Origin of the sequence: Microbispora sp. H13382, assembly GCF_014161445.1 — a bacterium.
Classification (GTDB): Bacteria; Actinomycetota; Actinomycetes; order Streptosporangiales; family Streptosporangiaceae; genus Microbispora.
Genome location: NZ_JABBXA010000005.1, coordinates 24,510 through 49,255, shown reverse-complemented (window position 1 = coordinate 49,255; position 24,746 = coordinate 24,510). Strand labels below are relative to the sequence as shown.

Sequence of the window (24,746 nt, the reverse complement as noted above, 5' to 3'; positions counted from 1 at the left end):
CATACCCGGGTCGCCACGCCCATGCCGGTCACTCGCCGCCACCGCCGCCGGCACCACCGCCGCCGCCACCACCGCCGAAGCTGTTCTGGAGGTCGGACTGCTTCTGTTCGACCAACTGCTTGATCAGCGTGGCCAGGCCGAGCGCGACTCCGGCGATGATGGCGGTGATGATCACCCATTCGACCGCGGAGGCTCCCCTGGACGGAGCGTTCCTGGCGCGGTCCAGCCGTACGTGGAGCACGGCGATCAAATAGTGGAACCAGAGCATCAGGCCCCCAACATCTTCATGGCTGCGGGAAAACTGAGGAAGATCACGAAACCCGCGCACAGCAGGAGCTGGGCGACGAGCATCGACTGGGACCGTTCGCCCGCCTTGCCCTCGACCTCCGCGAGTTCGCGGCGGCGCAGGGTGGCGGCGCGGGCGGTGAGCGAGGCGCGGACCTTGGCGCCGTCGTCGGCGACGAGCCCGAGCGCGGCCGACAGGTCCCGCAGCTCGTCCACGTTGATCTCGTCGCCGAGCTGGCCGAGGGCCTGCCAGGGGGTGATGCCGACGATCCGGGCGTTGGCCAGAGCCTCGCGGATGCGCTCCATCGCCCAGTTGGAGCCGGGGGCGGGCCCGGCCCCGTTGACGGACGCGGCGCCGTTCAGTGCCCCGGGCGTGGTGACGGGACTGCCGACGGCGACCGCCATCATCAGCGCCTCGGGCACGCCCCGCCCGCCCGCGAGGTTCATCGACACGAGGTCGAGGAAGGCGCCCACGGCGTGCCGGAAGTCCCGGCGCCGTACGGCGGCGTCCCGCCGGATCTGCGCGTCGGGCAGCAGGAAGAAGATCACGCAGACGACGAGGGCCGACCAGAGCGGCACCTGCACCGAGACGCCCCACCCCATCAGCGTGAGCCAGCCGACGAGGATCGGGAACGCCAGCAGGCCGGAGACACCGAGCAGCAGCTTGGTCGCGAGGAACCCCTCGAAGGACTTGCCGAGAAGCGCCAGGTCGGCCTTGACGGACCGCGCCTCCCACCCCCGCGCCGCGTAGAACCGGGCCAGCCGCAGGCCGAGCACGCGGCGGAACTCGCTGACGTCCTCCTCGGGCGCGATCAGCGGCGCCCGCGGCACGCCCTCGCCGTCACGGGCCTGGTCGAGCGCGGCGAGCCGGGCGGTCAGGCCGGGCCGGGGCGGGAACAGCGCCCGCAGCAGCAGGAAGAGCCCGAGGCCGAGCACGGCTCCGCAGAGCACTGTTTCGATCACGGCGCCCTCCGTCCGTCCGCGAGATCACGGATGGCATCGCGCCCGGTGGACGGCGGATGCACGATCACGTCCTTGTCTTTGGCGGGGGGTGGGGGGCGGTGGTAGGGGGCCAGGATCCGGGCCGGCTTGTCGAACCGGGCGAGCCGCCGCATCCAGGCGAATCCGGCGCCGAACAGGCCCGCCACCACGACCAGCACGGCCTGGCCGAGCACGGAGTTGTACTCCTCGACGTACGAGCGGTTGAAGACGACCAGCGCGGCGGCGAAGGCGAGGGCGGTGCCGACCACGATCTGCACGCTCTTGCGGGTGGACCTGCGCTCGGCCTCCACGCGCCGGCGCATGTCCAGCTCCTCGCGCGCGGAGACCGCCAGGGCCGAAAGCACGTCGCGCAGACCGGGCCCGCGCAGCCGCGAGTTGAGGATCAGCGCCGCCACCACGAGGTCGGCCGAGGGGTCGTCCAGCTCGTCGGCGAACATCCGCAGCGCGTCGGCGAGCGGCATCCGCGTGTGCAGCCGGTCGACCAGGGCCCGCAGGTGTGGTCGCAGCGTGGGGGCCGCGGCCCGGATCGACGAGGGGATGGCCTGTTCGAGCCCGGCCGCGCCGGCGATCGTGTCGCGCAGCGACTCCGTCCACGCCGCCAGGCCCTCCAGGCGCCGCATGGCGGCCCGCTCCTCCGCCGCGCCGCCGGTGAAGCCCCGCCAGGCGAGGACCAGCAGTACGGCTCCCGCCGCGATGACCGGCCAGCCGGTCACCACCAGCACCACGACACCGGTGACCGCCGCGATCGCCGAGCGCGTGGACAGGGCGCGCAGCAGGCGCATCCGCTCGGCCCTGCCGTCGGGACCGGCCGGCCGGGGGCGCAGGCCGTACAGCGCCAGGGCGAGCAGGAAGAGCCCGCCGCCCGCCGCGGCGCCGGCCAGCAGCACCAGGGGGTCGAGGACGCCGGGAGGCAGCAGGCCGCTCATCGCCACGCTCCCCGCGCCGGGTCGTACCCGTGGGCGGCCAGTTCGTCCGCGCAGGAGATCGGGGCGTGCGGCATCAGGTGGTCGCCCGCCATGGCGAACACCTCCGAGGACAGCACGCGCCCGTCGCAGCCCGTGACCTCCCGGACGCTGGACACGTAGCGGCGCAGGGTGCCTCCCCGGTGGTAGTCGTTGCGCTTCTCGATGAACACCACGAAGTCGATGGCCCCGGCGATGAGCATGTGGGTGGCCTCGATCGGCAGCCGTTCCTCGGCCTGCAGCGCGTACGTCGCGATGCGGTTGAACACCTCCATGCTGGAGTTGGCGTGGATCGTCGACAGCGACCCGTCGTTGCCCTGGGTCATCGCGTTGAGCATCGTGACGATCTCGTCGCCCAGCACCTCGCCGACGATCACCCGCGAGGGGTTCATGCGCAGCGACCGCCGGACCAGCTCGGCCATCGTGATCTCGCCCTGTCCCTCGGAGTTGGGCAGGCGGTGCTCGAAGGCGACGACGTTGGGGTGCAGCTCGGGGAACTGGTCGAGCCCCAGCTCCAGCGCGCGCTCCACCGTGATCAGCCGCTCGTGTGTCGGGATCTCGTTGGCCAGGGCCCGCAGCAGCGTGGTCTTCCCCGCGTTCGTCGATCCCGCGATCATGATGTTCTTCCGCGCGGCCACCGCGGCCGTGAGGAACCGGCCCAGCTCGGGGGTGAGCGTGCCGTTCCCGACGAGGTCGCTGAGGAACACCTTGCCGAGGCGGGCGCGGCGGATCGACAGCGCCGGCCGCACGGTGACGTCCATGACGGCCGACAGGCGGGAGCCGTCCGGCAGGCGCAGGTCGAGCTGCGGGTTGGCGGTGTCGAAGGGCCGCGACGACAGGCCCGAGTACGCCGCGAGGATCTGGATCAGCTCGACGAGCTCCTCGTCGGTCTCCGCGACGGGGTCGTGCATGAGCTCCTGGCCGTCGGCGTAACCGACGAAGACCCGGTCGCAGCCGTTGATGTCGATGTTCTCGACCTCGGGGTCGTCGAGCAGCGGCTGCAGGCGGCCGACGCCGAACAGCGCGGCGTGGATGCCCGCCGCCAGCGCCTCCTCCTCCTCGGCCGTGGGCGGGGTGCGGCCGACGCCGATCTCGCTCCGCGCGTGCTCCTCCAGCACCTGCGCGATCAGGGCCCGGGCGAACTGCCGCTCGTCCTCCCCCGACATCGGCGGCACGCCGCTCGCCTGGTCGAGCCGCCGCTGGTGCGCCAGCCGGTCGCCGACCTCCTGCCGGAACCGCTTCACCAGACCGTGGTCGATCGGCCGCCGCTGGGAGTTCACGACCGCACCTCCGGCTCCCTGTTCGCCGTGTTCGCCGTCCTGATGACGGGCGGCGCCGCCGCCGTGTCGCCGCCCGCGGCCGGCTGCGCGGCCAGGCGCGTGGCCAGTTCCCTGGCCGTACGGATCAGAAGGCTGCGGTCGAGCCGCCCGCCCCACTGCCCGCGCAGCAGTTCGGCGCCCTTCGGGTCGTACGCGAGGCCGCCGACGAAGGCGACGTCCCAGCCGGAGACGATGCGCCTGATCTCCTCCAGCGACGACCGGTACGACCGGGGGTCGGCGATCACCACGACCCCGACCTTGCGCCCGATGAGCGACAGCCGTTCGCGCAGGTGGGCGACGTGGTCGAGGCTGGCCCGGGTGAACAGCACCACCTGGTCGGCCTCGGCCACCAGGTCGCCGATCTGGGGATGCAGCCCCAGCCGGCCGCAGTCGGCGAGCACGTCGGCCTGCGGCAGGGCGGCGAACGCCCGGCCGAGCGGGCCCCACAGCCAGGTGAGGCCGGCCGCCTGCTCGCCGTTGGTCAGGCCGGCCAGCACGTCGAGGCCGCCGACGAGCCGCTGTGTGTGCTCGTAGATCAGCTCCGCGTGGAGCCCGCGCCGCGCGACCGCGCCGAGGCTGAGCAGGCCGCGCCCGGGGTTGAGCACGCTCCCGTCGTCGCCGGGCAGCCGGTAGGCGAGGTCGCCGCCGGAGGGGTCGCACTCGGCCAGCAGCACCGGGCGTGGCCACACGGCGCCGAGGGCGGTCGCCGCGGTGGTCACGCCGGGCGCCCCCTTGTCGGCGGCGAGCACGATCAGCGCCACGTCACTTGACCCCCGGGAGCGTGATGAGGGCGATCTCCCCGCTGGAGGCGTACTGGGCGACGGCGGGCGCGATCGACGTGTCAACGACGACCGTGACCAGCCCGCCGCCCGAGCGCCCGGAACCCACGCCGTGGACGCGGGCGGCGGTCGCAAGCACCTTCTGCTGGGCGGCGGCCGACCCGCGGCCGGCCGCCGGCACGTAGATCACCTGGACGACGTCGCCGCTCCTCAGGTCGGCCGGCATCTGCCCGGCCTTGAGCGACAGGCCCACCTTGGCCTTGCCCGGTCCGACCTGGTCGGTCGTCTTGGCGGTCATCGGCTCGGTGAGCAGTGTGCCCGGCAGCAGCGTCACCCGGGCGTACGTCGTGGCCACCTGGTCCTTGAACCGCCAGGGGACGTAGTCGACGCCGGTGTCGGCGATCTGCACCTCCTGCATCGCGGACAGCGGGATGAGCTGCCCGGCCCCCACCTGCTGGGTGATCCGCACGGCCGAGACGCGGTCGCCGCTGCGCATGACGAGCAGCGTGGTGGCCAGCGCGCCGCCCAGGATGAGGAGGACGGCGAGCGCGGCGAGCGCGGGCTTGCGCTCCCTCGGCGGGACGGGCAGCTTGCGCACGGCCGGCCCGGACAGGCCGGGCCGTGCGGGTGCCCGGCCGTCCTGCGACGTCTTCTCGCTGATCCTCATGGGTGGGGGACTCCCAGGGATGAGGGCGCCCTTCTGTTTTCGGGCCGCTCGAATTTATTTACGGTCTTGCCGTTTGTTGCGAATTCACTCCATTATGGCCAGCTTGCGCCGCCATAAGTGCCCTGATGCGCGACCCATGCTTATCCGTTAGGAATACGCCTGTCAACGGGAGTCGATCTATCGCCATATCGACACAAGGCTTTACTCTCACGATATTTCGTGATAGTACGTATGCACTTCTTTCCCAGTTGTCACAGCATTCACACTGTTCGTGCTATTGCGGACGGCACGCAAGCGGATCCGTACGCGGAAGGACTCTCCCGGCGGTGACGTCGAAGTGTGCCATGACAGGCACCTTTACGTATTCCGGAAAATGCCCAGATGAGCGCGGGTGGCCCGGCTACGGTGTCTCCGCAGGGCCGCACCCGGAGATCTTCACGGGAACGCGCCGGGATGAAACGCTTTCCGCGAGGCCGCCGTACAACCGCCTTCTGGGAGTTCGCGCATGCGGATAACGCTCACCGTGGTCGGCGAGGACGGCCGTCGCGACGTGCTGGTCGAGGGCGACGAGAGCACCACTGCCGCCGCCCTCGCCGCGGCGCTCGCCGGTCTGCTCGACGGCGCCACCGCCCGGCCGGCCAACGTCGTACGGCTCCCGCACGCCCGCGCGCCGTACGACCTGGACCGGGACCGGCAGGCGCGGCCCCCGGGCGAGGTGAAGCTGTGGGTCGACGGCCGGCCGATCGACCCGGACGCGCCCGTGTTCGGCCTGCTCAGGGATGGCGACCTGGTCTCCGTGGACGGCCACGCCGCCGTGGCGACGGTGACCGAGGAGCCCGGCGGGCAGGCCGAGCTGCGCGTGGTGGGCGGGCCCGGCGCGGGAGCCGTCCACCGGATCGGGTTCGGCGCGCACACGATCGGCGCCGACCCCGCCTGTGCGATCTCCGTACCCGACCCGCGGATGCCGCCGGTCGCGCTGGTGGTGCGGCTGGCCCCCGGCACGGCCACCGTGGAGCCCGCGACACCCGCGACCTCCGGCGGCGACCCGGTGGCCCGGCTGGAGGGCGAGCCCCTCACGAAGGCGGTGCCGTGGCCGGCCTCGGGCATGCTGGCCTGCGGCGGCTCCGTGTTCGCTCTGGGCCCGGTCCTGCCGCCTGACGCCCACCTCGACGCGCTGCCGGACGGCGGGCTCGCCTACAACCGCCCACCGCGCCTGCAGCGGCCGGAGCGGCAGCGGCGGTTCACGGTCCCCGCCGAGCCGAAGCGGGGCGAGGGCATGCGGCTGCAGCTGCTGGCCGCGCTGCTGCCCGCCGTCCTCGGTGTGGTCATGGCCGCCGCCACCGGCACGTGGTACTACCTGCTGATCGCGTTCATGACGCCGCTCATCATGATCGGCCAGTGGGTGAGCGACCGCAGGCACGGCAGGAAGAAGCACCGCCGGGCGCTCAAGGCGTACCGCGAGCGGCTGGCCGCCTTCGAGGAGGAGGTGGCCCGCGCGGTGCGGCAGGACGAGGAGGCCAGGCGCGGCGGCGCGCCCGACCCGGCCGAGGTGCTGCTCACCGCGACCGGCCCGCGCCGCCGGCTCTGGGAGCGCCGGGTGCACGACCGCGACGCGCTGCGGCTGCGCGTGGGACTGGCCGACCTGCCCGCTGACCTGGAGTTCGAGCCCGAGAGCGGCACGCCCCAGGACGTCCCCCGCCGGGAGCCGCCCCCCTGCCACGACGTCCCGGTCGCGCTGGTCATGCGGCGTCTCGGCGTGGCCGGGCTCACCGGCCCGAGGGACGTGGCGCTCGGCTGCGCCCGCTGGCTCGTCGGCCAGGCCGCCGCCCTGCACAGCCCGCGCGACCTGGCCGTCGTGGTGCTGTCCGCCAACGCCGACGGCGCCGGGCAGTGGGGCTGGGTGCGCTGGCTGCCGCACTGCGCCCCGGACGCCGCCCGCGGGGGCGCCCTGTCGTCCGACTGCGCCGCGCTCGTCGGCGCCGACCCCGAGGCCGCCGCCCGCAGGGTCGCCGAGCTCGCCGCCCTGGTGACGGAACGGCTCGACGCCGAGAACGGCTCGGGGCCCTACCCGGGGGTGCCGCGCGGCGCCCGCCTGTCCGGCGGCCCGGCCGGCTGGGACGACCTGGGGCGCGCGAGCGGCAACCGGCCCGCCGAGCCGGCCTTCGCGACCTACGACGAGCGGCCCTTCGACGTGCTCGTCGTGCTCGACGGCGCCCAGGTGCTGCGCGGCCTGCCCGGCATGCCGCAGGTGCTGCGGCAGGGCCCGCGTGCCGGGGTCTACACGCTCGCGATCGACGACGACGAGCGGCTGCTGCCCGAGGAGTGCGCGACGGTCGTGTCCTGCGACCGCGACGGCGGTGTACGCCTCCACGGCGGCGGGCTCGACCCGATCACCGGCATCCGCGCCGACCAGGTCTCGCCGTCCTGGGCCGAACGCCTGGCCCGCGCGCTGGCCCCGCTGCGCGACGTGAGCCGCGACGACCCCTCGGCCGCCCTGCCCGACGCGGTCCGCCTGCTCGACCTGCTGGAGGCGCCGCTCGACCCCGCCGCGCTCGCCGAGCGGCAGGGCCGTACGACCCGGGCCCTGATCGGCGTGGGACCCGACGGGCCGTTCGAGGTGGACCTGAGCAGAGACGGGCCGCACGCCCTGGTCGCGGGCACGACCGGCGCGGGCAAGTCGGAGCTGCTGCAGACGCTGATCTGCTCCCTCGCCGTAGCCAACCGGCCGGACGAGATGACGTTCGTGCTCATCGACTACAAGGGCGGGGCGGCCTTCAAGGAGTGCGTACGGCTCCCGCACACGGTCGGCATGGTGAGCGACCTCGACGGCCACCTGACCCAGCGAGCCCTGTCGTCGCTGGCCGCCGAGATCCGGCGCAGGGAACGCCTGCTGCTGGACGCGGGGGCCAAGGACATCGAGGACTACCAGCGGGCCCGCGGCGCCACCTGGGTGCTCGGCGCGGGCGGCGTCCTGCGGGCGCGCGGCGGCGGCATCTTCGCCGCGCCGGTGCCGGAGGCGGCCGGGACCAGGGAACTGCCGCCGCTGCCCCGGCTCGTGCTGATCATCGACGAGTTCGCCGCCCTGGTCGCGGAGCTGCCCGACTTCGTCGAGGGGCTGGTCGACATCGCGCGCAGGGGCCGCTCGCTCGGCATCCACCTGATCCTCGCCACCCAGCGGCCCGGCGGCGTGGTGACCGCCGACATCCAGGCCAACACCTCGCTCAGGATCGCGCTGCGGGTCACCGACGCCACCGAGTCCAGCGACGTCATCGACGTGCCGGACGCCGCGCACATCTCACGCACGACGCCGGGCCGCTGCTACGTGCGGGCGGGCTCCGCAGCGCCCGTGGCGGTGCAGACCGCCAGGATCGGCGGCCGCACACCCCAACCGCGGAGTGCGGGGGCGGCCGACGCCGGGGAGACCGTGCGGGTGCTCGATCTGCCCTGGCAGGAGCTCGGACACCCGCTGCCCGCCCCGCCCGCCCAGGCCGCGGACGGCACCGATCTGGCCCTGCTCGTGGACGCGCTGCGGGAGGCCGGGAGCGACATGCCCCGTCAGCCGAGCCCGTGGCTGCCGCCGCTGCCCGGCCAGGTCGTCCTCGGCACCGGGACCGCGGACTCCCCGGGGGGCCTGCTCGCGGGCGCCGCGCCGTACCGGCCGGGGTTCGAGGAGGTGCCGCCGCTTCCGTTCGGCGTGACCGACCTGCCCTGGGAGCAGGGCCGCCGCCCGCTCGCGCTGGACATGCGGCACGGCGGCCACCTGCTGATCGCGGGCGGGGCGCGCAGCGGCCGCTCCAGCGCGCTGCGGACGATCGCGGGCTCGATCGCGGCCGGCGCCTCCCCCGAGGACGTGCACGTCCACGCCGTCGACTGCGGGTCGGGCGCGCTGCTGCCGCTCGTCGCGCTGCCGCACTGCGGCGCGGTGGTCACCCGCGACCAGCTCGACCGGGTGGAGCGCCTGCTGACCCGCCTGCGCGCGGAGGTCGGGCGCCGTCAGCACCTGCTGGCCGAGGCCGGGTACGCCTCGCTGGCCGAGGCGCGTGCCGCCGCCCGCTCGCGGGCCGCCCGCGACCGTACGGGCGTGGGGGCCCTGCCCTGGATGGTGCTGCTCGTGGACCGCTGGGAGGGGTACGTCGCCGCGTTCGAGAACTACGACTACGGGCGGCTGGTCGACGCCCTGCTGCAACTGCTGCGGGAGGGACCGGCCGTGGGCCTGCGGGCCGTGGTCACCGCCGACCGGTCGGGCCTGCTCGGGCAGATCTCCACGGTCTTCGAGGACCGGCTCGTGCTGCGACTCGCCGACCCCGCCGACTACGGGCTCGCCGGGCTGCCCCTGCGCGACCTGCCGAGCTCCATGCCCCCCGGCAGGGCCCTCGCCGTCGGCGAGCACGGCCTGGCGGAGAGCCAGCTCGCGCTGCTGTGCGACGACCCCTCAGGCCCCGCGCAGGTGGCCGTCCTGCAGGAGCTCTCCCGTACGGCGGCGGCCCGGTTCGGCGGCTCTGACCTGCCGGGGAAGTGGGCCTGGCCGTCGGAGCCGCCGCTGCGGGTGGACGCGCTGCCGATGCGGATCACGGCGGGGCAGGCGCTCGACCTGGCGCCCGCGCATCGGCCGCCCTCGGCCCTGTGGGCGCTGCTCGGCGCGGGCGGCGACGCCCTCGCCCCGATGGGCGTGGACCTGCAGGGCCAGGGCCCGGCCGCGGTGATCGCCGGGCCGCCGCGATCGGGAAGGTCGTCCGCGCTGGTCACGGCGGCGCGCTCACTGCTCGACCGGGGCACGCCCGTGCTCGTCGTGACCCCGCGCCGCAGCCCGCTGCGCGACCTCGCCGGGGCGCCGGGGGTGCTCGCCGTGCTGGACGGCAACGCCAGAAGCGTGACCGGGGGCGGCGCGGACGACTTCGGCGGCCTGCCCGGCGCGCTCGACCCGCTCGCGCTGGTCGCCGGGCACGAGCGCTACGTGGTGGCCGTGGACGACGCGGAGCTCATCTCGCCCGACTCCGCGCTCGGCCTGGCCCTGGACGAGATCCTGCGCACCGGGCGGGACGGCGAGCACGGCCTGCTCATCGCCGGGGCCACCGGCGACCTGGCGACGGCCTACCGGGGGTTCGCGGCGGAGGCGCGCAAGGGCAGGACCGGCCTGCTGCTCAACGTGCAGAGCCCGGCCGACGGGGACCTGTTCGCGGTACGGCTGCCGCGCGGCGCCGTCGGCGGGCCTCCCGGGCGCGGCCTGCTCGTCGTCTCGGGCACCGCGACCCCCATCCAGGCCGCGGCGCCGGACTGAGACCCGGCGGGCCCGGCGGACCCGGCGCTCCCGCCCGGGGCCGGGAGAGGCGTTTTTGCGCACCGTCACTATTCGGGCCGCTCGACGGAAACACCGCTCCGAATACGGAAACCGCCGGACCTCCATGGCATTCATGGTGGTCCGGCGGCCGGCTGTCAGCGAGTCGCGGACTCGATGTTGCCGCGGTAGGTGGTGATGACCCGGGAGGCCTCGTTGAGCTCTTCCGCCATGCGCTGGAACGCCGCTCGGTAGCTCTGCCAGGCGTCGTGGAAGCGCTGCGCGCCGGGGCCGGTCCAGGCGGTGCCGACCTTGGCCGCCTCACGGTCGAGGTTGGCCATCGTGGCGCGAACCTGGTCCGCCTGCTGGCTGAACTGCGCGGCCATGCCCTGCATCTCCGCGGGGTCGCCGCCGAGCAAGCTGTTACTCATCCAGTCACTCCTTCATCGACAAAGGGGCCGCCCTCACCGTAAATCGTTTGTCAATCTTGTGAACCCCTTATGCCGAGCGGCTATATCCGCGGCCTGGGAAATCTGGCTTTTCCACCACTCCATTCCCTTTTTTCCGCACGCCCGGAAAGGCGTCCACTGCCCGTCGGTGGCTTCGCCCCGGATCCCCCGGGACATCACGGCCTCCACCGGAGCAGGCGAGGCCCGCCCGAACGCCGCACCGGTTCCCCGGTGATCCGAAGCCGTGATCACAAGGACGCCGCGGGATCAATATGCTGGCGGTCATGCCCTCTGACAGGGAGAGGTGACGTGCAGACCCGGAAGGACCTCTACCAGGCATACCGGCTGATGCAGCAGCGCTTGGGCCAGGCCCTGCTGCAGGGAGAGCCGGACGTGGCGGAGTCGCCGATGCGGCGGCACAACCTGGCCACGTTCTGCGGAGTCCTGCTGTCGGTGCTCCTGCTCGCCGTCTTCGGCATCTGGGGGGTGATCAAGCCGGGCGGCGCCACCAAGCTCACCGAGCCCGGCCAGCTCCTCGTCGAGCAGGACACCGGCGCGACCTACGTCTACAGCCGGCAGGAGCGCGCGCTGCTTCCCGTGGCGAACTACGTCTCCGCCCGGCTGCTGCTCGACACCGCCGACGTGACGGTGCGCGACGTCTCCGCCGCCTCGCTGGCCGAGCTGCCGCGCGGGCCCCTCGTCGGCATCCCCGGCGCGCCCGACTCGCTGCCGGCCAAGGACAAGCTGGTGCACGGCCCGTGGTCGGTGTGCGTGGTGGACGGCCCCGACGCCACCGGGGCGCCACGGCCGTACGTCACGCTGGTGGGCGGCCTGGACGTCGGCGGCAGGCCCCTCGGCGGCGGCGCCATGGTCGTGGACGACGGCCGGCAGAAGTGGGTCGTCTGGGGCGACCGGCGGATGCGGGCGAGCTCCAGCGCGGTGAGCGCCCTGAACGCCCAGCCCAGGAAGGTGCCCGCCGCCTGGCTCAACGCCGTGCCCGAGGGCCCCGACTTCGGCGGCCCGAAGGTGCGCGACCTGGGCAAGAAGGTGCGAGGGCCCGGCGGCGGGGGCACGGCGGCGGTCGGGCAGGTCTTCACCGTGCCCGGCATCGCGGGGGCACCGGCCCGCTGGTACGTCCTGCTGTCCGACGGCCTCGCGCCGATCACCCTCACCCAGGCCACACTCATGCTGGCCGACCCGGGCATCAAGGCGGCGTACGGCAGGCGTCCTCCGCGGGCCGTCACGATCGACGCGGCCACGGCCAACGCCGCGCCGTCCAAGCAGAGCGTGACGGGCGGCGGGCTGCCCGAGACGATGCCCGCCGTGGTCTCCCCCGCCTCCACCTCGCCGCTGTGCGCGGTCTACGCCGGCGCCCGCGGCGGCTCGACCCGGGCGACCCTGACGGTCGGCGCCTCGATCGCGATCCCCACGCCCCGGACGCCCGGCGGCCAGGAGAGCTTCGACCAGGTGCTGCTCCCGCCCGGATCGGCGGCGGTCGCCGGGCTGCTGCCGGGCGAGGGACAGGTGGCGTCGATCACGAACTACTACCTGGTCACCGACCAGGGCCGCAGGTTCGCCGTCGCCTCAGCCGACCTGCTGCCGAAGCTCGGCTACGACGCCTCCGACGCCACGCCGGTGCCCGCGCACCTGCTGCACCTCATCCCCGAGGGCCCGGCGCTCGATCCCGCCGCCGCCCGCGTGCCCGTGCCGGCGGGCAGGTAGGTCAGCCGCCGAGGCGGCGGAAGTCGTCCAGGTTCTGCTGGTAGAACGCGATGTCCTCGGCCAGCCGGTCGCGCAGGAAGCTCTCGGGCTCCGCCTCGCGGGCGGCCAGGCCCGTCTCGGTCCAGAAGGCCTCGGCGGGCACCTCCCGCTCGCCCGGCGGGATGAACTTGAGCACCTCTGCGAGCGCGTCCCTGGCCGCCTCCCAGCCGCTCACCACCCGCAGGAAGAGGCTCTCGTCTCCCGGCTCCTCGGCGTACTCGAGGTCGTCGGCGAGCGCCCGGCGCGCGTACCCCGCACCCGCGAGCCGCCACTGGCCGGGGTCGAGCAGCGCGGACAGGCCGACGCCGAACCGCTCTCCCTCGTCCCGGGCCTCCGCCTCGCTCGCGTACGGCACGAGCACCTCGACGCCGCCGGACCGCAGCGTCCACCCCTCGGGACCCTCGACCGGCGGCTCCTCCCGGCCGGCCTCGTCCACCGTCAGCGCGAGATACAGCCGGGCCTCCGCGAGCGTCCGCGCGTGCGGGATCGGCACTGCCTGCTCCATTCCAGCCAGCCTAAGGGAGTGTCTGACAAATGCTGCCCGTCGCGAGCGTGGATCCAGGTGGATGCATCGCAAGGCGGAGGAGGAGCCCATAGCGGAGCTATGGGCGACGACGACAACGTAGCGAGGCGCCGCCTGGGCCACGCGCAGCAGGGCCATGATTTGTCAGACACGACCTAGGCCCCGGCCAGCTCGCGGTAGGTGTCGCGGACGACGAGCAGCCGGTCGAGGCGGAACCGCCCCGGCTCGGCGGCGCGTACGGCCCGGCCGCGCTCCGACCAGAACGCCTCCTCGGGCACCTCGTCCTGCCCGGGCGGGACGAACTTGATCACTTCCTCGACCGCCGCCCGCGCGATGGACAGCGCCTGCCGCCGTTCTCCCCCCTCCGAGAGAGGGCCCTCCGGGACGTTGCCCGCCGTCAGGTCGGCCACCCACATCCACTCGCCGGGGTCCAGCAGCTCGGACGGCTCCGCGCCGCCGAACGTCGGGTAGCCGGTGGGCGTCACCTCGCGCTCGGGAAGACCGAACAGGTACTCCCGCTCGGCGCCGCACGCCGCGCACCGCCCCTCGTAGCAGGTGACCAGCTCCCCCTCGGCACTCGCCAGGCCGCTGTCCCAGTCGGTGCCGGCCGAGCCGCAGGCGCAGGGGTTCAGGTCGAGGTAGAGGTGCGCCTCGTCCCTGCTCCTCGCGATCGAGTACGGCATCAGATCACCTGTCCCTGTCCGGTCTCCTTCTCGAGGGCGTCGTCGTCCTCGTCGTCGGGCGGCTCCCCGCCCGAGGGGTTGCTGAGCCTGCGCATCCGCTCCCAGACGTCGAGGACCGGCGCGGGAGGCGGCGCGGTGACCCACGGCGGCGGGGGCGCCGCCTGACCCCGCGCGCCGAGGTCCCGGGCGACCGCCTCGATCTCGTGCCGCAGCCGCGCCCGTTCCTCGTCCGAGGACGCCGCCGGCCACTTGCGGGACAGGTACGCGTGCTCGTTGCGGCGGGCGGCGGCGCACGCGTCGTAGCCGGGATCGAGGGCGTTCAGGAAGGCGCGCACCACGCCCTGCTCCGCCGCGGCGCGCTTCTGCAGGGTGTCGCTGATCTCGTGCAGCAGCACCCGGGCCACCACGTCGGGGGCCAGTCTCGGCGCGAGCCGGGTCACGTGCGGGTCCGTGCCCGTGTGGACCTCCGTACGGCCCGGACGTCCGCCGCCGGGGTCCTCGGGCAGCACGGCGAAGCGCTGTGTGCCGAACCGGGTGGTCTCGACGGTGACGACCGTGCCGTCCGGCGTCACGGTCACGGCCTGGACGCCCCTGCCGAAGTCCGACGGGCGCAGGTCGGCGACGGCCGTGGGGATCTCGTCGTTCGACAGGTCGGGCAGGTGCGGGGCCCGGCCGTCGGCCACGAAAGCGGTCCTCTCCATGGCCTCGGCCGTCACGCTGCCGCCGGGAGGGCCGGTGACGAGGGGGTTGCCGCCCCAGGTGCCGTCCGCGGCGGTCTCGGGCACCGGCCAGCCCGGGTCGGCCGGTGTGTCCCTGGACACGCCGAGGGCGCCGAGCCGTTCGGCGATCCGGTCGGCGAACCCGCCGGGCCGCCCGTCGTACAGGTCGCGCAGGTCGAGGTCGTGCCGCCCGGCCAGCGCCACCAGGTCGGGCGGCACCCTGCCGAGCGCCTCGGCGAAGGAGTCGCCGGTCAGCTCGCCCACCGGCGTGGCGCGGTAGCGCTCGACGGTGCCGTCGGGCCGCCTGAGGTGGAGGTGGACGTCGGCGCCGAGGTCGCGGGCGAGCAGCCTGGCCTCCTCCACGAGCGCCGTGGGATGCGCGTGGCCGAGATCGGCCACGATGCCCACCGGCAGCGTTCCCGTCCGTCCTCTGAGCGCCTCGGCCATCGCCCTGGTCGGCGCCGCCGGGTCGTACGACGGGTGCCTCGCGGCCATCCCGCGCACGGCGTCGTGGGAGAAGAAGACGCCGGGCGCGGCCGGCCGCTGCCGCCGGAAGTCCCACAGCGGCCGGGCGGGACCGGCGTCGCGACGGGCCAGCATCTCCTCGAACGCGTGCCGGAACATGATCAGGTGGGCCCTGCCGGTGGCACCGTGGGGGATCTCCACCGTCCGCTGCAGCGTCTCCGCGCCGTTCGGCGCCACCCGGCGCACCTCGAACCGGAGGTCGAAGTCGACCCGGAAACGCACCAGGGCCCCGGTGCCCTTCTCGAACACGCTGGTCTCGTCGCGGACGCCGCCGCTGCCCGAGCTCGACTGCGCGGTCTGGTCGCCGGCGCCGAGATCGGTGCCGGCGCCCGCGGCGAGCCCCCCGCTGTACGTCCGGCCGAGCGGCAGCATCTGCCCCCGGTCGGTGGACGTGCCCGCGACGTTCTGCTCGCGGTCCACCTGTCCCAGTTCGGTGTCCTGCAGGTTCAGGGCCACCGGGTCGGGCTCGGAGAGGTCCGCGTGCACCCGGACGTCCACCACCTGGCCGGGGCTGCCCGGCATCGGCAGCCGGATGAGCCGGTGACCGTCGGGGCCGGTCATCCGCTCCAGCCGGGTCGCCAGCCCGTTGCCGGTGAAGGCCTTGGCCAGCTCGGCGTAGTGCTCCATGGCGGCGGTCCCGCCGAGGAGGTCCGCCCGGGCGAGCCGGCCGAACACCGCGCGCAGCAGCCCGTCGGCCTTGATCCCCTCCGTCGCGAAGACCTCCGGCGGCGCGACCCGCCGTACGTCGGGCCGGGCGGGCCGCCTCGGGGGAACCGTGCCCTCCTTCGCCACCATGCCGTCCGGCAGCACCCGGGTCATGGTGCCGTGCAGCGTGACCTGGCTGGTCCGGGGGACGCCGGTGGTCCTGGCGACGGCGCCGCGCAGGCGGCCCGGCGACCGCTCGACCTCGATCCTGATGGTCACCGGATGCTCGACGAGCTGCCCGCCGCGGAACGCCGAATGACGCTGGATGCGGGTCCGCTGGGTGCCGACGAAGGCCGTGCCGGTGTGCGAGCGGTCGGTGGCCGCCGCTCGGCCGCCGCTGCCGGCGTCCTGTCCCGCTCCGGCGTTCGCGCTGCCGCCGAACGTCCTGCCGGACGACTCGGCCGCGTCCTGCTGGCCGTAGGTGTAGTCCTGCAGGATCTGGCCGAAGTTGTGGACGCTCCCGCCGTACGTCGCCTGGTCGCCGTGGAGTTCCGCCGTGATCCTGAGCGTCACGTCCTCGGTGAGGTGCGGGGAGATCCTGAGCGAGTACGTCTTGACGAAGCCGGCCGGTCCGGTCATGTCGTCGAGCTTGCCCCACCAGCGTCTGCCGGCGAAGTCGCCGAACAGGCTGCGCAGCAGGACCGGGTCGCGCTTCAGCGCGCCGGGCGCCACCGTGCCGATCTGGCCGAGCACCTGGTCGAGCAGCCGGGTCCGCGTGCCGTCCGGAGCCGTGAGCCGGACCGACTTCACGGTGCTCTCGCCGAGGGAGTCCTCGTACAGGTCGGGGACGTCCACACGGGTGGCGAGATCCGGCAGCCTGTCCTGCATCTGCTTGAGCCCGGCCGCCCGGCCCAGGGGGAAGTCCTTGACGAGCCGTTCGAAGAGCACGGCGCGGGGGTGCTTCTTCTCCAGGTCGGGCCGGGGATGACCGGCCCTTCGCGCCAGCGCCCGGTCGGCCAGGTATCTGCGGACCATCGGCACCGCCGTACGCGGGTCGAGCTGGAGGGTGCCGTCGAGCAGCCGCGTCACCGCGTCGGCCACCTGCCCGAGCGGGAGCTTGACCTCGCCCTTGCCGTACAGGGCGAGGGCGTCGCGCTCGGGGAGGGAGTAGACGACCGTTCTGCCCGGCAGCTCGGCGTCGGCCCGGCGGTTTCCCGGCTCGTCCCCGGAGACCGTGATGTCCGTCTTCATCGCGAACACGTAGTGCTTGCCGGTGTCGATGGCCAGCCGTTCCCTGCCCCAGATCGCCGTGTCGGTGGTCGAGGACGCCCTGCTCCCCGCCCCGGACACGCCGGCCCCCTGCGTGCCGCCCAACGGGCCGGGCAGATCCTCGTTCGCGCCGGTCGAGACGTCGGCGGACCGTCCGCCCCGCGTCTCCATCCGCGTGGAGTGCGCGCCCATCGTGAAGTTGATGTCACCGATCACCAGGTCGGCCGCGGTGACGAACGTCGACTCGCCCGGCTCGGCCGTTATCCACGCCGACGCGCGGTGCGTACGCAGGCCGCGCGGGCGCACGGCCATCGCGGTGCCGTACGTGCCGGCCGGCCGGCCGGGGTCGGCGGCCAGCCATTCCGGGTGGGAGATGAGGCTGCGTACGTTGAACGCCTCGGCGAGGTGGTGGTACGACATCGAGCCCGGCCGCATCGCCCTCGGCAGCACCGAGCCGAGGGCGCCGAGCACGCCGCTCCCGTCCACGTGCAGCAGGGTGGCGAGGCTCAACGCCTCCCTGGACGTCGGGTGGGCGGGCGAAGGCTCCGTCCGCCGCTCCGGCAGCAGGTCGGCGGGCAGCAGCACCCGCATCCACACGTCGTCGCTCTCGGCCAGCGTCCTGGTCTGCCCGTCGGCCTCGACGAGTTCCACGGTGAGCGTGTGCGGGACCTCGAAGACCGCCGCCGGAGAGGTGGCCTCGATCAACGTGACGTGGTTGACCGTGTCGTTGAGGGTCGTGCCGGCCGTGCGCCCCTTGCTGCCGTGGAAGCCCGGCCCGCCGCCGGTCGAGCCGTCCTCGCCCGGCTTCGTCTCCAGGCCGAGGCCCGGGCCGAGGTCGCCGGACCGGCCGCCCGACCTGCTGACCGACCGGCCGGAGGTCTCCGACGAGATGTCGAGGTCGGCCACGATGTCGGCGGCGCTGGTGCCCTGGAACTCCTCACTGCCCGACTGCTTCAACCGGATGCGCATCGTGTGGTGCCGGGTGGGCCGGCCGATGCCCTGGCTCACCAGGTCGAGGACGATCCCGTCCTGCCTGGCCTGGTCGTATCCGGTCTGCAGCCGGGCCGGGGAGAACTGCTCGGCCACCTCGATCATGTTGGCGATCTGGCTCGCCCGGGTCAGCGGGTCGCGGGACAGGCCGCCCTTCTCGTCCGGCAGCAGGCCCTGCTTGCGCAGCGCCGCCACGACCTTCGCACGCACCTCGTCGAAGTTCCGGACGCTGTCCTGCCGGTCGCTCGCCTGGACGAGCGCGGGCCCGGCCCCGGACTCGCGCGACCAGCCGGGCAGCTCGGGCAGGCGGCCCTTCGGCGTGCCGGGCTTCGGGTCGTCCCTCAGCCGGCCGTCCTTCCGCAGAGCCGACCGGTCGACGGGGAGGCCGTAACGGTAGGCCTGCGACTCGGGCATGCGGAACAGGCCCGTGCTCCGGCCTTCGACGGCGGCGCGAGGAGCGTCGTCGCTGTTCAGATGCACGGTGACCGTGTGTTGGAGCTCCAGCGCGTACGCCTGGGTGTGGCCCGCCCAGCGCTGCACGCTCGGCCTGATGGCGGTCCCGCCCGCGCTCATCGACCGCGACCGCGACCAGGAACGGCCGAGCCCCATGGTGAACCGCGGGGTGGCGGTCTTGTATCCGTCGAGACCGACGTCGCCGAGCATGCCCTGGTCTTCGATGGGGAGCTTGACGCCCGCGGTGCCCTTCACCTCTCTGGACCGGCCGGCCGAGCGCGAGCCCGACGCGCCCGAGAATCCCACGCGCAGCCGTTCCAGGCGGTGCTTGACGCTCGGCGTGCCGACCGGCCGTGCCGTCTTCATCAGGACCTCGGTCCTGATCCGCACATAGCCGATCACCCGCCCGTTCGCGGTGATCGGGCGGCGCAGCCCGTCGGGATCGTTGATCGCCTCGCCGAGCCGGGCCGGCAGTTCCTTCGTCAGGATCGTGAAGATCTGGTCGCGCGTCATGCCGCCGATCTCGGGCCGGCCGGCCCGCGCCGCGGTGCGCTCGGCGAGGTCCGCGAGCCCGGTCAGCCCGGTGACCGAATGCTCGGGGAACGGCGTGCGCCGCCACTGCTTCACCGGCAGCCGGGTGACCTCGGCCGGCCCCCCCTGCGCGTGCGTGTGCGGCAGATAGATCCGCAGGCTCCGCGCGTCGCCGGATGTGCCGCTGTCCACGCGCGCCCGCTCGGTGCCGGTCGCGGTGCGCAGCTCCACCTCCGCCGAGGCGAGCCCGTCGAGCACCAGCGCCTCGCCCGCGTTGTCCTGCACCGCGCCGGCCAGCGCGAACTCCGACGCGTTGCCGTTGAACGACTCGCTCCGGCCGAAGGTGAAGCCGCCGTTGAACAGGCCGAACCTCATCAGCGTCCCGAGCCAGTGGATGTCCTGCAACGGGGCGCTCAGGGCGTTCAGGTCGAACTTCGGCGCCAGGCTGAGGGCGCGGTTGGCGGTGGCGGAGGCCGAGCGGCCGCCCTGCGGCAACTGGCCGAGCATCGACTGCGAGTGACGCACCGGATGGCCGAAGACCTCGACCAGGTCCGTGACTTTCAGCCGCAGCCGCAGCTCGCCCCGCGTGCCGCGGCCCACCCGCAGCAGCGCGCCGTCCGGCGACACCAGCCACCTGAAGTTCGAGCGCAACACGTGCGACAGCTCGTCCGGCGAGTAGCGCTGGTCGACTCCCGCGCGTTCGAGCATGTCGTTGACGACCTGCGTGAGCCGTTCGAGGTGGGGCAGCCGGCCCGCCGGTGTGGCCTCGGACAGAACCTCGGACAGGGCCTTCGATGACGGCACGGCGTCCGCGAACGCCTCCGTGTACGCGGTGTGGGCGGCCTCCGCGTCCCGGGCCGACTGGGCGACCTTCGCCGGCAGTGGGCCTGTCCGGTCCGTGGGCAGGGCGTTCAGCGCGTTCTCGAGCTCCTCGTACGCCCTGCGCGCCTCGGCCGCCCGCGACGCCGCCCGCTCGTAGGCCTCCTTGCTCCGGTGTGCGCGCTCGGCCGTCCTGCGGTGGACGTCGCGGTCCGCCAGCGCCTTGCGGCGGCGTTCCCCGGCGGCGTGGTCCTTCTGGCGTGCCGCCTTGCGGGCGTCCTTGTCCGCCTTGTGCGCGTCGAGCAAGGCCGCCCTGAGGCTCTTGTCCTTCTCCTGGACGGCCTTGCTCAGTTCGTCGGCCGCGTCCGTCAGCGTCTCCCGCTGGGTGCGGACCCGCGCGAGCAGATCCGCCACCGGATCGGGCGCGCTCTGGGTTGCCGTGCTCGGGGCCTTCTGGCTCTGCGCTGCCTGGCTCTGCGCTGCCTGGCTCTGCGCTGCCTGGCTCTGCGCTGCCTGGCTCTGCGCTGCCGTCCACGGGGGCGCCGGGGCGACGTGCCCGAGTCGCTCGATCTCACGCGCCAGCTGCTCGATCTCGTGCGCGATGGCGGGCCGTTCCGCTGCCGGGGCCGCCCGCCACGTCCGGTCCAGCAGGGCGTGCTCCCGGTAGCGGGCCGTCACGCAGGCCGCGGCGTCCGGCTCTGCCGTACGGCTCAGGAAGGAGCGGATCACCCCCTGCCGGGGGCCGGAAAGCCGCTGGAAGACGTCGCTGATCTCGTGCAGCCAGACCCGGGGCAGGATGTCGTTCGCCAGGCGCGGCGACAGCCGTACGACGTGGGGGGCGCGGGCCGTGCCCGCCCGGACCCTGGTCCTGGCGAGACGGCCGCCGCGCACCCGGCCGATCTCGAACCGGAAGTGCTGGGCGCCCAACCGGCCCGTGTCCACGACGACCGTCCGCTCGCCGGCCCGGCTCAGCCCCGTCGCGTCAGGGCCGACGTCGGACGCCTGAAGTGCCAGAAAGCCCTGCTCCGCCTCCCGCGGCGACAGGTCGGCCAGGTGCGGCGGCCTGCCGTCGGCCACGAAGAGGCTTCTCGCGATATCCGGGGCCGTCACCTTGCCACGCCCACGGGTCGTACGAGGTCCGGGCCGGGTGGTGGATCGCGGGCCGGCCGATGCCGTGGACGGCGCCGCGGACGGTGCCGCGGACGGTGCCGCGGACGATGACGTGGACGGCCCCGGCCCTCGCGCCGCCGGGTTGGCCGTCCCGGCGGGATCCGGCGCGGCCGGCCCCCCGGCGAGGCTCTCGGCGCGGCGGACGATCTCCGCGGCGGCGCCGGCGGAACGGCCGACGCGAAGAGCATGGTCGGGCCCGTGCGGCCGGACCGCCGCCGCCTCCTCCACCAGCCCGGCCCCCGCGTCGCTCAGCCGGTCGGGCCGCCAGCCGCGTGGGTTGTCCGCCAGCACCTCGCCCGCCACCTCCACGGCGGCGGCGCGGCTGTCCGGCGTCGTGCCGGACAGCCGGGCGAGCGCGTCGAGGGCTCCCTCCACCGGGTGGCCCCGGCTCTCCTCCGCGATCCTGGCCCCCAGCAGGGCGGCCGCCTCCGCGCGCAGCCGGGGCGGGTCCACGCCCTCGGCGGCACGCGCCGCGAGCCGATCGGCGAGGGCCTCCATGTCCTCACCCGAGAGCTGGATCGGCCTTCCGTCAGGACCGGTCAGCCTGGCGCCCCGGCCGTCGCGCAGGAGAAGCACATCGGGCGCGATCGTGAACAGCGCGTCGGAAACCGCCGTACGAGCCGACGCGTGCGCCACGGCGGCGGGGGATGCCGCCGTCGCACTCGACGCGCTCGCCGCGCCGGGAGCGGCGGCCGAGGCACCCGGCGTCGCGGTGTTCGCCATGCCGGAGGCCGATAGGGCACCGGCACCACCGGGATTGGCACCACCCGCGTTGCCCGGGTTCGCCGAACCGCCCGCGGCGGACGCGCCTGTCGCCGTGCTGCCCGCGCCAGTCGCACCGACCGCGCCGGCGGCGCCGGCCGCGTTGGCCGCGTTGCCCACGTTCGCCGCGTTGCTCGGACCGGCCGCTCCGGGGTCGGCGCCGCTCGTGCCGGCCCCCGGTGCGGAACCGGCGGCGGCCGGCTGGCTGGACGCGCTCTGCGCTCCGGCCGGCGCCTGACCGCTGCTCGCGGCGGACGCACCCGCCGCGTTCGCGGTGCCCGCGCTGACTGGGTTGGCCGCGTTGCCCACGTTGGACGTGCTCGCGGAACCGGCCGCACCGGGATGCGCGGTGCTCGCGCCGGATTGCGCGGGGGACGACGCGGTGGGGGCCGACTGGCCTGGCCCACCCGACGCGGCGCTCGCCGAACCAGCTCCGCCGGTTGCGGCGGCCGACGCCTGACCGGAGCCGTTGGCCGGGGCGCTCGACACCGGCCCAGCCCCACCGGGTGCGGCGGCCGACGCCTGACTCGCACCGGACGGCGCGGCGACCGGGCCGGCGGCGGGTTGCGCTGCGACGGACGCGGTGCTCGTGCCGCCCGCGCCCGTTTGCCCGCCATTGCTCGCGGTCTGGCCGCCACCGGCCGTACCCGTCTCGCCGGAACCCGGAGCGCCGCCGGAAGGCTGTCCGGCCGCGGGATCGGAGAAGGCACGGATCAGGTCGGTGCGCACGCTCGTGTCGTACGCCGAGGCCAGGGCCGTACGCGGGCTGACGACCGCCTGGACGACGTCGGGGTTGAACGGGCTGATCGTGTTCGTACGGCCGGCCCCGCCGAGAGCGGCCCCCAGCAGCGACTCCCCGTCGGGCATCTCCCACTGGCCGTACACGAGCCCGTTGCCCAGCACGCTTCCGGCCGGGGAGGCGATGACGTTGGTCAGGCCGGTCGTCAGCGCCCTGCCGGGGAAGCGCCTGAACGCGTTGCCGACACCCGGCGCGTCGGTGTTCAGCCTCCTGAGCAGGGGCGTCCTGTTGACGAGGTTGCTCACGGGGTGCGCGGCCCGCAGGCCGATGGCCGCGCCGCCCGCCGCGCCCACGGCGACGGCGCCGGTCTTCCTACAGTCCCAGCCGTCGCGGGTGCCCATACTCTGCTGCCGGCGCTGGGCGATGCCGTCGCCGGCGACCTCCTCGCCGATCTCCTCGACGAGCTCCCTGCCCAGGGGATTGGCGAGGATCCGGCCGAGCAGGCCGGCCCTGACCGAGGCCAGCGCGGTCCCCCGCGCGAGCGCCTGGGCGGCGGCGGGGCGTCCGGCGGCGACGGCGAGCCGTTCGAGGATCTTCAGCGTCTCGGCCCTGGCGCGGGCGGCGATGGGCCCGATGAACCTGGTGGAGGCACCGGCCGAGTAGAAGGCGGCGACGAGTGCGATGAACGTGGCGATCAGCGCGATCCAGAACACCACGTTGACCGACAGCTTCGAATACTGCGTCTCACGGGCGAAGGCGTCGGCCTGCGCGGCGTAGGCGAAGTGGTTGTTCGCCACGCCGAGCAGGCCGGACTGCTCCGAGTAGTGCTCGCCGAGCCGGTTCAGGAACGCCTGCATCGACGGGCCCTGCATTCCGCTGAGCACGGAGACGGCCGCGGTTCCCACCGGATCGACGGACCGCACCAGGCTCACGGTCGCGGCCCGGTGCGCCCTGGCCAGCTCCCACAGCAGGCTCTCGCTCGCCTCCGGCCACGTCTGGCCCGCCGTGAGCAGGGCGATGAGGTCGTCGGCCCAGTCGGGCAGCGACTCGCCCCATGCGGGCGTGACGTCGACGACCGAGCCGCCGCCGTCGGCGAACGTGGGCAGCCCGTCACCCGCGGCCGAATTGACCTGGTTGTTCGCCGTGCCCGGGCTCGTTCCCGATGTGGCGGAGTGAGTCATCCGTCAGACCCTTCTCAGGATCTCGTGCACCTCCCTGGCCCGCGCGGCGTCCATGCCGCGGGCGTTCTCCGCGCTCCGCCGTACGGTCGGGCCGAGCTCGACCACCTTGGCGGTGAGCTCCGCACCCCGGTCCATCACCTTCTCCGGCCCGTCGCCCTCGGTGTACGCGGAGTGGAAGGCCGAGCCCGCCGTGTCGTGTCCCCACGGCTCGGCGGCGTTGAGCCGCCGGATCTCCCGCAGGCCGGCGAGGTAGCCGCTTTCCGCCTCGGACGACGCGGCGTGCCACTGGGACAGGCCCTTCGCGAGCTGCTGCGGGCGGATGTCGACATAGTTCACTTCGAAAAGCTCGCTCATCTCTCCCCCGGCGGCTTCGGCAACCGCGTCGACATCTGCTCCAGCACGGCGTCGAGATCGCCTTCGATGTGCGCCCTCATCTGGTCGGCGGGGATGATCGGCGCGAAGATCTCGACGACCCGCTCCTGGGCCCTGGCCACGGCGGCGTGGATGGTCCCTGTGATGGCGTCGGCCAGGCCGCGCGCGTCCTGCCGCCGGTAGATGCGCGGGTCGAGGTCCAGCCTGATCAGCTCGCCGTTCGCGCCGACCGTGGCCGCCACCAGCCCGTCACGCGACTTCTCCGTCACCTGCACGGCACGCGCCCTCTCGTGCAGCGCGGGCGCCTCCTCCTGCAGGCGCAGGAACGTGGCCCGCAGCTCCTCGGCGTACGCCCGCATCCCGGCGGCGTCCTGCGCCTGTCCCCCGGTCGTGTTCACCACCCCGTTCGACCGCGTTCACACCGATGATGATCTATGTCCAATATCCGGGATTATCACACCGTGATCGGACATCCGGCTAGTGAAGTGCGTCAGACGGCGGCGGGTTACGCGCCGGAGAACCTCTTCGCGAGGTCCCGGGCCCACCGCGCGGGCCTTGGCGGCCTGGTCGCCGGTGACGGGCGCGCCGGGCATCCGGCTCAGGCGCTCCACCTGCTCGGCGTAGCGCAGATGCTCACGGTGGGCGTGTTCCCGGCAGGCGAGGCAGGTGACGCTCTCCGGGCGGATCGAGGTCATCGCATAGGGAACCTGGAGCCCGCAACCGGTGGTGACGCTATCGGGCGCGTCGGGTGCGCGGCCCAGCGACGACGCGACCAGATTGCGGTAGTCGGCACCGGCCTGCAGCACCTTCGACCCGACGTGGATGTGCGGATCGGGCTCGCTCACCTGCGTCCGTCCCTCCGCTCC

At 74.2% G+C, this 24,746-nt stretch carries 15 protein-coding genes; 2 read left to right on the top strand and 13 right to left on the bottom strand.

The window, feature by feature from the left end; genetic code table 11:
- Positions 1-28: 28 nt before the first annotated feature.
- From HHX41_RS12150 to HHX41_RS12125, 6 genes are read right to left on the bottom strand one after another with little or no spacing between them, the layout of a single operon-like run.
- Complete coding sequence (locus HHX41_RS12150) at positions 29-268, bottom strand: hypothetical protein (RefSeq protein WP_182906035.1); 240 nt, start codon at positions 266-268, stop codon at positions 29-31.
- The gene (locus HHX41_RS12145) at positions 268-1,248 is read right to left on the bottom strand and encodes a type II secretion system protein (protein WP_182906034.1); all 981 of its coding nucleotides are present in this window, start codon (positions 1,246-1,248) and stop codon (positions 268-270) included. The genes HHX41_RS12150 and HHX41_RS12145 overlap by 1 nt, the downstream gene beginning before the upstream one ends.
- Positions 1,245-2,213, bottom strand: coding sequence for a type II secretion system F family protein (locus HHX41_RS12140; protein ID WP_182906033.1), 969 nt, complete (start codon positions 2,211-2,213; stop codon positions 1,245-1,247). Before HHX41_RS12140 ends, HHX41_RS12145 begins: the two co-directional genes overlap by 4 nt.
- Positions 2,210-3,529, bottom strand: coding sequence for an ATPase, T2SS/T4P/T4SS family (locus HHX41_RS12135; RefSeq protein ID WP_310741938.1), 1,320 nt, complete (start codon positions 3,527-3,529; stop codon positions 2,210-2,212). Before HHX41_RS12135 ends, HHX41_RS12140 begins: the two co-directional genes overlap by 4 nt.
- Entirely contained in the window at positions 3,526-4,329 is an 804-nt protein-coding gene (locus HHX41_RS12130; RefSeq protein ID WP_310741937.1) for a hypothetical protein, read from the bottom strand. Before HHX41_RS12130 ends, HHX41_RS12135 begins: the two co-directional genes overlap by 4 nt.
- 1 nt (position 4,330) lies before the next feature.
- Positions 4,331-5,014, bottom strand: coding sequence for a hypothetical protein (locus HHX41_RS12125; protein ID WP_182906032.1), 684 nt, complete (start codon positions 5,012-5,014; stop codon positions 4,331-4,333).
- A 505-nt stretch (positions 5,015-5,519) separates the two neighbouring features.
- On the opposite strand from HHX41_RS12125, the gene HHX41_RS12120 reads away from it, so the two are divergent.
- Positions 5,520-10,292, top strand: a complete 4,773-nt coding sequence (locus tag HHX41_RS12120) for an FtsK/SpoIIIE domain-containing protein (protein ID WP_182906031.1) — start codon at positions 5,520-5,522, stop codon at positions 10,290-10,292.
- Positions 10,293-10,447: 155 nt separating this feature from the next.
- Here HHX41_RS12120 and HHX41_RS12115 read toward each other — a convergent pair whose 3' ends face one another.
- Positions 10,448-10,720: a WXG100 family type VII secretion target gene (locus HHX41_RS12115; protein ID WP_169986113.1), complete on the bottom strand. Its 273-nt coding sequence runs from the start codon at positions 10,718-10,720 to the stop codon at positions 10,448-10,450.
- Between the two features lie 327 nt (positions 10,721-11,047).
- Between HHX41_RS12115 and eccB the strand changes: the two genes are divergently transcribed.
- Positions 11,048-12,460, top strand: a complete 1,413-nt coding sequence (gene eccB, locus HHX41_RS12110; RefSeq protein ID WP_310741936.1) for a type VII secretion protein EccB — start codon at positions 11,048-11,050, stop codon at positions 12,458-12,460.
- A 1-nt stretch (position 12,461) separates the two neighbouring features.
- On the opposite strand, the gene HHX41_RS12105 is transcribed toward eccB, so the two are convergent.
- From HHX41_RS12105 to HHX41_RS12080, 6 genes are all read right to left on the bottom strand, one after another.
- A complete protein-coding gene (locus HHX41_RS12105; protein ID WP_220503996.1) occupies positions 12,462-13,004 on the bottom strand; it encodes a hypothetical protein in 543 nt (180 codons plus the stop codon).
- 173 nt (positions 13,005-13,177) lie between these two features.
- Entirely contained in the window at positions 13,178-13,705 is a 528-nt protein-coding gene (locus tag HHX41_RS12100; protein WP_182906029.1) for a hypothetical protein, read from the bottom strand.
- Complete coding sequence (locus HHX41_RS12095) at positions 13,705-23,508, bottom strand: hypothetical protein (RefSeq protein ID WP_182906028.1); 9,804 nt, start codon at positions 23,506-23,508, stop codon at positions 13,705-13,707. Before HHX41_RS12095 ends, HHX41_RS12100 begins: the two co-directional genes overlap by 1 nt.
- A 3-nt stretch (positions 23,509-23,511) precedes the next feature.
- On the bottom strand, positions 23,512-23,862 hold the full coding sequence (locus HHX41_RS12090) for a hypothetical protein (protein WP_169986101.1): 351 nt from the start codon (positions 23,860-23,862) through the stop codon (positions 23,512-23,514).
- A complete protein-coding gene (locus HHX41_RS12085; protein WP_310741935.1) occupies positions 23,859-24,278 on the bottom strand; it encodes a YbaB/EbfC family nucleoid-associated protein in 420 nt (139 codons plus the stop codon). The genes HHX41_RS12090 and HHX41_RS12085 overlap by 4 nt, the downstream gene beginning before the upstream one ends.
- Before the next feature lie 18 nt (positions 24,279-24,296).
- Positions 24,297-24,725 (bottom strand): hypothetical protein, encoded by a 429-nt coding sequence (locus HHX41_RS12080; RefSeq protein ID WP_220503995.1) that lies wholly within the window; start codon positions 24,723-24,725, stop codon positions 24,297-24,299.
- Positions 24,726-24,746 lie beyond the last annotated feature (21 nt).

Coding starts and splice junctions, on each gene's coding strand:
- HHX41_RS12115 (WP_169986113.1), bottom strand. CDS start 10,720: ATGAGTAACAGCTTGCTCGGCGGCGACCCCGCGGAGATGCAGGGCATG.
- HHX41_RS12100 (WP_182906029.1), bottom strand. CDS start 13,705: ATGCCGTACTCGATCGCGAGGAGCAGGGACGAGGCGCACCTCTACCTC.
- HHX41_RS12125 (WP_182906032.1), bottom strand. CDS start 5,014: ATGAGGATCAGCGAGAAGACGTCGCAGGACGGCCGGGCACCCGCACGG.
- HHX41_RS12120 (WP_182906031.1), top strand. CDS start 5,520: ATGCGGATAACGCTCACCGTGGTCGGCGAGGACGGCCGTCGCGACGTG.
- HHX41_RS12105 (WP_220503996.1), bottom strand. CDS start 13,004: ATGGAGCAGGCAGTGCCGATCCCGCACGCGCGGACGCTCGCGGAGGCC.
- HHX41_RS12140 (WP_182906033.1), bottom strand. CDS start 2,213: ATGAGCGGCCTGCTGCCTCCCGGCGTCCTCGACCCCCTGGTGCTGCTG.
- HHX41_RS12150 (WP_182906035.1), bottom strand. CDS start 268: ATGCTCTGGTTCCACTATTTGATCGCCGTGCTCCACGTACGGCTGGAC.
- HHX41_RS12090 (WP_169986101.1), bottom strand. CDS start 23,862: ATGAGCGAGCTTTTCGAAGTGAACTATGTCGACATCCGCCCGCAGCAG.
- HHX41_RS12095 (WP_182906028.1), bottom strand. CDS start 23,508: ATGACTCACTCCGCCACATCGGGAACGAGCCCGGGCACGGCGAACAAC.